Consider the following 8,687-nt stretch of genomic DNA (forward strand, 5'->3'; position numbering starts at 1 on the left):
TTCCAACTGCGAGAGGCAAGATCGGCCCGAGGCCCTTGCCCCGAGTTGGCTGATGCCTACCGCGATTGCGCCCCTGCTGGCTTCGCATAGGGTGAACGGATGGGCACCTGTGCGCCGGGCAGATGCATCAGCGCCTGACCCATGCGGATGCGCAGGCCAGGCTCGACGCCTTCAGTCAGCGCGAAGCCCTTTGGCGCGAACACGATGATCGTCGAGCCGTGCTCGAACCACCCCATTTCCTCGCCCTTGCGGTAGGGCTCGTCGCAGTCAATGCGCGTCGGGCCCCGCCAGCCGAGATTCAACAGCGCATCCAGGCAATGCAAGCGCAGGCTCGCGACCAGGATGGCTGCCACCGGAACCAGCGCGATGCGCTGGCCACCGGCATTCAGACGCGCATGCAACACAGCGCGCTCATTGCGGCAAAACAAGCGTTCCACCCGCTTGAGAGCAATCGGGTTGACGTTCCAGGTGTCGCCGGAGAAATAGCGCACGCGCTCCACCGTGCAGTCGTGCGGCGCGTGGAAGCGGTGGTACATGCTCGCGGTGAGTCGCAACGTCACAAAGATGCCATCGCAAAAGGGCTCAGCGGACTGCCCATCGCCGAACAGCTCGGCCATCGAATACGGAAACCCCTTGGCCTGGAACACCTCGACGCCATTCGCGGTCCCGCAGGCGCCGACGATGGCATCGCAGGGACTCGTGAGCACTTGGTCGCGCGGGTCGATCGGCCGGGAGCCCTCCTTCAGCTCGCGCGTGAAGCAGTCGTGCATGCTGACAAAGCGCGTCTTCCTGGCTTCGCTCAAGTCGAGTTCCGTGAACAGACGCCAGACGCCGATCGAGATTTTACGCACCAGCGGGTTGCGGACCTTGCTGAACCAACCCATGAACCGGGTCATCGCGATGCGCGGCATCCGGTTGGTGAGCAGGAAGTTCAGATCCTCCTGCTGCAGCAGAGCGTCACGTGCCTGTCGAAGCGCTTTCATGAAGGCGTCAAGAAGCTGGGATAGACCGGGGGAGTTGCGCGTTAATTGCAAAAGAGCTCATGACCCAGACCTTTCTCGTATCGTCCGTCGCCCTCGCCGCTCTCGCGGCCGCCGCACCGCTGGCATGGCGCCGTCTGGAGCTTTCGCGCGCGAAGCACCCGTCCCTGACCGGTCATTCGCGCATGGCCAAGCGGGTCGCGGCGCAGTTGCCCGGCTATGCCTATGACGACCAGCGCTTCTTCGATTCCGACGGGGCGCCGGAAGACGTGATTGCGAAGCGCCGCGCCGGCTTCGAGGCCCTGTCGCATCAACTGCGCACGCGCCATGCGCTGTCGATCGCGGCCACGCGAGAGGCGCGCCCTGGACTGTCCGATCTGCAGTTCACCAGCAGCTACCGGGTGCCGTTCCAGTACAGCCCGCATGTGCGCGAACACCTGCCGGTGGGCGCTTTCGTGCAGAACGCAAGCGGCGTCACCGTGCAGGACCTGGACGGGCAGACCTTCTACGACCTCACCGGCTCCTACGGCGTCAACTTGCTCGGGGTGGATTTCTACAAGGAATGCATCGCCGAGGGCAGCCGGCTCGCGGAGCCGTTGGGGCCGGTGCTGGGTACCTACCATCCGTGCGTGCTCGACAACGTGCAGCGCCTGCGCGCCATCTCGGGGCTGGACGAGGTGTCCTTTCACATGTCGGGCACTGAGGCGGTGATGCAGGCGGTGCGGCTTGCGCGCTACCACACACGACGCTCGCACCTCGTGCGGTTCTGCGGTGCCTACCATGGCTGGTGGGAAGACGTGCAGCCAGGGGTGGGCAACCCGTTGCCGCCGCACGAGACCTATACCCTGCGCGAGATGGACCAGCGATCGCTGCGGGTCCTGCGCAAGCGCAAGGACATCGCCTGCGTGCTGGTGAATCCGTTGCAGGCCCTGCATCCCAACGCCGGCGCCCCCGGAGATTCCTCCCTCGTCGACAGTAGCCGGAACGCGAGCTTCAATCGCGTCGCCTACACGGAATGGCTGCATGATCTGCGCCGGGTTTGCAGCGAACGCGGCATCGTCCTGATCCTCGATGAAGTCTTCGTGGGCTTCCGGCTTGCACCCGGCGGCGCGCAAGAGTACTTCGGCGTGCAGGCCGACATGGTGACCTACGGCAAGACGCTGGGCGGAGGCCTGCCAGTCGGCGTTGTGTGCGGCCGTGCCGCTCTGATGAGGCGCTATCGCGATGAGCGGCCGGCCGACATCTGTTTCGCGCGCGGCACCTTCAATGCCCATCCCTACGTGATGGGCGCCATGAATGCCTTCCTCGTTCGAATGGATACACGCCCAGTGCGCGCGCTCTACGACGACCTCGACGTGCGCTGGAACGCTCGCGCGCGGGATCTCAACAATCGGCTCGCCCAGGCCGGCGTACCGGTGCGGGTGGCCAACCTCTCCTCGATCTGGACCGTGCTGTACACCGCACCTGCACGCTACAACTGGCTCTTGCAGTACTACCTGCGTGCGCACGGGCTGGCCCTCAGTTGGGTGGGCAGCGGCCGACTGATTTTCAGCCTCAACTACACCGACGCCGATTTCGAGCAGGTCGCGCAGCGGTTCGTGGCCGCGGGTCGGGCCATGCATCATGACGGATGGTGGTGGCACGACGAGGCGCTGACCAACCGGTCCATCAGACGAGGCATCCTGCGCGAGATGGTCAAGCAGCGTTTGGGCCTGTGAGCGCACTCAGGCGTGCCGCTCGGCCCCGCCCATCGGGTCGATCAACTCGCCGCGCAGCAAGTGCAGCGGCGCGCGGTGGTAGAGCTTGACGTCGTGAAATGGGTCGGTGAGGATCTTGATCATCCAGACAAGGCCTGTCTTCACATCCTTCAGGACGAAGAGGTGGACGGTCCGGAACAGCAGCCCGCCCGCGCCCAGCACCAACCAGGCCAGTCCGACCGGTCGCATGAAGCCTTCGAAGCCGCTGGTGGCATCCAACAGGCCGAACAGGGTTCGGTCCCAATACAGCACTACCGGCACCGCGGCCCACAGCGCCATCAGCACGACCTTGCGCCGCAGGTTGTAGCCGACCTTGATCTCTTCCTTGTACGCGTGTGTGGCCTGGTTGACCTCGTCATAGCTCTTGGGTTCGAAGAAGAAGTGCCCCGCCTGGCGGCTGGTCATCGATACGCCCCAGCCCAATAGCGCGGCGACCACCGGATCGATGAACAGCATCACGTAGGCGATCACGAAGCTGATCGCGCTCACCAGGTGCAGCGACTGGTTGATGCGGCTGTGGTGGTAGTAGCGATGGTCGTCCCAACGCTGGATCTGGAGGGTGCGCAAGAAGTCGTTCACGGAAGCTCCTTTGATCTGACGTGGAACGCGGCGTCCGGCTTGCGAATCGCGTGACGGAATAGTGACCGGAACGCGTGAAGGCTTGGTGACGATGCAGCGACCGTCATCGCGCTGTTGCAATTGACCTCCAGCATGCGCGCCATGAACTCATCGCTGGGTCCTATCGTTGTCGAGCATCTGCCGGCTGCCCGGCGCTCGCTCCGCATCGCGGTGGTCACCGAGACCTACCCGCCCGAGGTCAACGGAGTGGCCCTCAGCTTGCATCAGGTGGTGGAGGGGCTTCGCTCGCTGGAGCACGACATCCAGTTGGTCCGTCCGCGCCAGGCTGAAAGCGACCTCGCCCGCCGCATGGAGCGACTCGACGAGCTCCTCGTGCACGGCGTGCCGATCCCGCGCTACCCCGAAATGAAGATGGGCATGCCGGCCAACAAGGCGCTGGTCCAGTTGTGGAGCCGCCGGCGTCCGGACCTCGTCTACATCGCCACCGAGGGCCCGTTGGGCTGGTCGGCATTGCAGATGGCGCGCAAGCTGAAGCTCCCGGCGTGCTCGGACTTCCGGACCAACTTCCACGTCTACAGTCGGCACTACGGCATCGGCTGGCTGCACCGGCCGATCATGAGCTATCTGCGCAAGTTCCATAACCGCACCGCCTTCACGATGGTGCCCAGCGAAACCCTGCGACAGCAGTTGCGCGGCCAAGGCTTCGAGCGGCTGGTGCTCGTTGCGCGTGGCGTCGATACCGAGCAGTTCAACCCGCGGCGGCGCAGCGAGGCGCTGCGGGGGCAATGGGGCGTCACACCCGAGACGCCGGTGGCCCTGTTTGTCGGCCGCCTGGCGCCTGAAAAGAATCTGGATGCGCTGGGCAATGCCTTCATCGCCATGCGCGAGCGAAACGCCGCCACGCGCCTCGTGGTGGTGGGCGAAGGCCCTCTGGCGCAGCAACTCGCCGCGGCGCTACCGGAGGCCATCTTTGTAGGCACGCGCCGCGGCGAGGAACTGGGCACGTACTACGCCTCCAGCGACATCTTCATCTTCCCCAGCATGACCGAGACATTCGGCAACGTCACCCTGGAGGCCATGGCCAGTGGCCTCGCGGTGCTGGCCTATGACCATGCAAGCGCCAGCCAGATGATCCACAGTGGCCGCAACGGGCTGTTGGCCCCCATCGGGGATGAAGAGGCCTTCGTGCGGATGGCTGGTGAACTGGTGGCCGACGGACTCCCTGCTGCGCGGCAGATGGGGCAACGAGCGCGAGAAAGCATCGGCGAAGCCAGGTGGGACCATATCGTCACGCAGGTCGAAAAGGTGCTCTACGCCACACTGGCCAGCGGTGAGACGCCCCGCGCGACCGAAGCGCGCAGCCGGCCAATGGCCGGCGCGGCCTGAACGTCTCCCGGCCGTCAGCGCGAGGTCGTGAGCTCGCTGTCCGGGCTCGGGCCGAAGCGGCGCTCGATGCCGTGCTCGCGCCAGATCAGGAGCACGATGGCGGCGGCCACCAGCAGCCCCAGACCCCACATCAGCGGCACGATCGGCACGTCGATGGCAATCAGGGCCGCATAGCCGGCGAGCATCATCAATACGCTGAGGTTCTCGTTGAAGCCCTGCACGGCAATCGATCGACCAGCGCTCAACAAGGTGTAGCCGCGGTGCTGCAACAGCGCATTGAGCGGCACCACCAAGACACCCCCCACCACGCCTACAAGCGCCAGCAACGGAACCGCCAACCACAGCGATCCGGAGGAAGCGACCAAGGGCATGCACAGGCCGAGCACGACGCCGGCTGGCAGCACCCGCTTGGCGTGCCCGAGGGCCACGTGACGCCCTGCAACGCCGGCGCCGGCAACGACCCCCAGCGCCACCGCCACCTGCAAGTAGGCGGCGCGCTCCAGGGTGAGGCCCAGAAGCTCGGTCGCCCATTTGAGAACCGCGAATTGCAAGGTGGCTCCGACGCCCCAAAAGATGCTGGTGACGGCGAGCGACAGCCCGCCGTCACGGTCGCGCCACAACGTACGGACGGCGGCGCGAAACTCGTGCAACAGCACTGATAGATGGGGGCGAGTCCGCGCATAGCGGGCGCCACTATCGGGTACGCGTGCATTCATGAGGGCCGCCAACAGGTAGGCGCCCAGGAGCGCGACCATCGAGAGGACGAGGCTGCTGTCAGTCGACGGCGCCAACCACTCGCGCAGGACCAGACTGGCCGCGGAGGCGCGCAGCCCATTCGCCACTAGCAGCCCGCCCAGCACTGTGCCCAGCAGCGCGGCGCACACCACTGAGACTTCGATCCAGCCATTGGCCGCCACCAGATTGCGTGGGCCAACCATCTCGGTGACCAGGCCGTACTTGGCGGGGGCATAGGCGGCGGCACCGAAGCCCACGACGGCAAAGGCCAACAACGGATTCACGCCGGCAATGAGCAGCACGACACCCCCCAGCTTGACCACGTTCATCGCAGTCATCAGCCGTGCCTTCGGCATGGCATCGGCCAGTGGTCCGATGGCGGGTGCCAGCAATACGTAGGACAGCGTGAAGAAGAACTTAAGCAGCGGCGCCCACCACAGCGGTGAGCCACGCTCCTGAAGCAGCGCAATGGCGACGATCAGCAACGCGTTGTCCGCCAGCGAGGAGATGGCCTGCCCAGCGATCAGCAAGTAGAAGCCTCGCGGCATTCAGCGGGTGCGGCCCGGCGCGATGTCGTCATGCATGGGCGCCGATGGTCGTCCACCGTCGTGACGCCCTCGTGAATGAAACCGATCTGGCGTTTCAGCACGACGTCCTGAACGAGCACCCGCACCATGCGCGCTGACCTTGCCTGACGAACAGACTGAAGGAAGGTGCCCCTAACCGGATCGTCTCGATTCGCGCGATCGCGGTGATCCTCGGGGGCGCGCCTGGCGCGTGCTCCTCGCCCCAGCATGAAACGCTGTTGTCGTCTCGGAGCCATGTGCACAATCGCGCAATGCAAGCGATGCACTATTTCGACCCTCAGTCGATCCTCGACACCTTCGTGAGCTTGAGTGCCGCCTTCGTCCTTGGCGGCCTGATCGGCCTGGAGCGTCAGATTCGCCAACGCACGGCCGGGCTGCGCACCAACACGCTTGTGGCAGTGGGCGCCGCTGTCTTCGTCGACCTGGCGCAGGGCCTGACGGGCAACGAGGGGGCCGTCCGGGTGATTGCCTACGTGGTCTCGGGCGTGGGATTCCTTGGGGCTGGCGCAATCATGAAGGAAGGCATCAACGTGACTGGGATCAATACTGCAGCCACGCTCTGGGGCTCCGCGGCAGTGGGTGCCTGCGCGGGGGCCGACCGTATCGCCGAGGCGTTCATTGCTGGCCTCTTCGTGCTCTCCGCCAATACGCTGCTGCGGCCGGTTGCCGACCGCATCAACCGCAAGCCATTGGACGAAATGAGCAGCGAGTCCACCTACACGGTGCAGGTGATCTGCCGGGGCAGCGAGCGTGCCGTCGTTCACGACCATCTGATCGAGTGGCTGGAGGCCGACGGATACCCGGCGCGCCATGTCGAGCAGCATCCATTCGGCCGCGAAGACGTGCACATCCTCGCCGTCCTCTATGCAACGTCTGTCGTCCCGGAACAACTGGACGCGGTGATGGAACGAGTCGAGAAAATGCCCGGCGTCACTCATGCTTTCTGGAGCGCCAGCGGGCAGGACTGAGAAGACGCGCGCGACGCCGAAGAGTGGGCTCCTGTCATGGCCTCCGCGGCATTAGCCTTTCCAACTGCGTCGTGGCCGCAGCAGCAGCCCCTAGTCGACCCTCGCAAGCCTTCTCAGCGTCGGCCAGTTGCCAGCTACAAGTGACCCACCGCCGCCCTGCCCCACGTCCTCACGATGCCACGAAGGTTCAAGTCCGTGGTCGGCTCGCCGGTCGCGAAGAAATGCGCGAAAGTCATCCTTGAATGGTTGCCGTCGTTCGGCGCAGAAACGCGACCGGCGACAACAAGTCTTGAGGCCACCTCCGAGGCGAGGCGATGGACGGCAGTGTCATTGGGTAGGGGCCGCAATGGAGCTTCGGAGAGATCGCCTGAAGTGCATGAACATTGCACACTCATCGTGGGCGTGGTGAAAGGGCTCAAGGCGAGCGTGGGCCGCTCACCCGAAGAGTTTTGTGGCAATCGTGGTGACGTGCCTGCCCTGGAAATTCGCCATACCGAGCTCCAGTGCGCTGGGCATTCGTTCGCCTTGACCTCCGGTGATGGTCGAGGCCCCATAAGGGCTGCCGCCCTTGATCTCGTCGAGTCCCATTTGCCGCGATTCGGAATAGGGAAGGCCGACGATGATCATTCCTTGGTGCAGCAGCGTCGGATGGAACGTGAGGATCGTGCTCTCCTGACCGCCGTGCTGTGTTGCACTGCTGCTGAATACGGAACCGACTTTCCCGACCAAGGCACCACTCATCCAGAGGGCGCCGGTCTGGTCCAGGAACGTGCGCATTTGACCCGTCATGTTGCCGAAGCGGGTGCCGGTGCCGAAGATGATTGCGTCGTAGTTGGCCAGCTCTTCCGGCTTGGCAATGGCGGCGGCTTGATTGGTCTTGCCGCCGGCCTGCTTGAACGCTTCGTCGGACATCGTTTCAGGAACGCGCTTGAGGTCGACCTTGGCGCCGGCAACCTCGCGTGCCCCTCCTGCGACGGCTTCCGCCATTGCCTCCACGTGGCCGTAGATGCTGTGGTACAGAACGAGTACTTTCGCCATGACGACTCCTGAAAAGTGATGATGAGAGCGGGATCTCCCGGGGAACCGACGAGTGCTTGTGTCGGATCTCACAGTATGCCTGTCGAGCGCTTCGCAACTTCACAACCAAATCCCACTTTGGCGGTCGAGATCGGCATCGTCAGCGGCGGCTCTGGGGCGCTACCCTGCCAGTCATCAGCGACCGCTGTACGGCAAGTGCAGCGTCAGCCGTCGTTCGATGAGCGCGCCCGAATCTTGGCAGTCGGGCCATGAGCGGTACTTCGCGAACGACGGCTTTAGCGAATTACCCTGTAGACGATAGCTCCGAGTGCCGCACCCAAAAGCTCGGCAGCCGTAAAGGCGATGGCACTCGATGGCGCAATGCCCGCGAAGGTGTTGCTGAACATCCGGCCGAAGACTGCAGCGGGGTTGGCAAATGACGTGCTGGCCGTGAACCAGTACGCCGCACCGATGTAGCAGGCCACGAGCACCGGCGCCTTTCCAAGGGGCGAACGGAGGATGACCAGCACCAGACCTGCCGTCGCCACAAGTTCAGCCAGGCATTGGCCCGGTCCAGCGCGGACTTTTGTGCTCCACTGAAAAATGCTCAGGTCGAACATGGCGTTGGCCAGCCATGCGCCCAGCATGGCCCCCAAGAGCTGCGCAGCGATATATGGC

At 64.6% G+C, this 8,687-nt stretch carries 8 protein-coding genes; 3 read left to right on the plus strand and 5 right to left on the minus strand.

The features are described from left to right. Positions 1 to 56: 56 nt before the first annotated feature. Complete coding sequence (asd, locus tag ACSFBL_RS34050; RefSeq protein WP_435520237.1) at positions 57 to 983, minus strand: archaetidylserine decarboxylase; 927 nt, start codon at positions 981 to 983, stop codon at positions 57 to 59. A 59-nt stretch (positions 984 to 1,042) separates the two neighbouring features. Here asd and ACSFBL_RS34055 point away from each other — a divergent pair, with 59 nt between their 5' ends. Beyond that, positions 1,043 to 2,698, plus strand: a complete 1,656-nt coding sequence (locus ACSFBL_RS34055) for an aminotransferase class III-fold pyridoxal phosphate-dependent enzyme (RefSeq protein WP_435520238.1) — start codon at positions 1,043 to 1,045, stop codon at positions 2,696 to 2,698. Positions 2,699 to 2,704: 6 nt separating this feature from the next. On the opposite strand, the gene ACSFBL_RS34060 is transcribed toward ACSFBL_RS34055, so the two are convergent. Continuing rightward, a complete protein-coding gene (locus tag ACSFBL_RS34060) occupies positions 2,705 to 3,316 on the minus strand; it encodes a hypothetical protein (RefSeq protein WP_435520239.1) in 612 nt (203 codons plus the stop codon). Positions 3,317 to 3,457: 141 nt separating this feature from the next. Between ACSFBL_RS34060 and ACSFBL_RS34065 the strand changes: the two genes are divergently transcribed. Continuing rightward, positions 3,458 to 4,702, plus strand: coding sequence for a glycosyltransferase family 4 protein (locus ACSFBL_RS34065; protein ID WP_435520240.1), 1,245 nt, complete (start codon positions 3,458 to 3,460; stop codon positions 4,700 to 4,702). A gap of 14 nt (positions 4,703 to 4,716) precedes the next feature. On the opposite strand, the gene lplT is transcribed toward ACSFBL_RS34065, so the two are convergent. Then, complete coding sequence (lplT, locus tag ACSFBL_RS34070; protein WP_435520241.1) at positions 4,717 to 5,985, minus strand: lysophospholipid transporter LplT; 1,269 nt, start codon at positions 5,983 to 5,985, stop codon at positions 4,717 to 4,719. Between the two features lie 290 nt (positions 5,986 to 6,275). On the opposite strand from lplT, the gene ACSFBL_RS34075 reads away from it, so the two are divergent. Continuing rightward, positions 6,276 to 6,992 (plus strand): MgtC/SapB family protein, encoded by a 717-nt coding sequence (locus tag ACSFBL_RS34075; protein ID WP_435520242.1) that lies wholly within the window; start codon positions 6,276 to 6,278, stop codon positions 6,990 to 6,992. A 435-nt stretch (positions 6,993 to 7,427) separates the two neighbouring features. On the opposite strand, the gene wrbA is transcribed toward ACSFBL_RS34075, so the two are convergent. Together wrbA and ACSFBL_RS34085 are read right to left on the minus strand one after the other, a co-directional pair. Continuing rightward, the gene (gene wrbA / locus ACSFBL_RS34080) at positions 7,428 to 8,030 is read right to left on the minus strand and encodes an NAD(P)H:quinone oxidoreductase (protein WP_435520243.1); all 603 of its coding nucleotides are present in this window, start codon (positions 8,028 to 8,030) and stop codon (positions 7,428 to 7,430) included. Between the two features lie 275 nt (positions 8,031 to 8,305). Further along, positions 8,306 to 8,687: MIP/aquaporin family protein (locus ACSFBL_RS34085; RefSeq protein WP_475539799.1), on the minus strand; the 382-nt coding region annotated here is incomplete at its 5' end.

The sequence above is a fragment of the Variovorax glacialis genome (genome assembly GCF_051216375.1).
In the GTDB taxonomy this organism is placed as follows: domain Bacteria; phylum Pseudomonadota; class Gammaproteobacteria; order Burkholderiales; family Burkholderiaceae_C; genus Variovorax.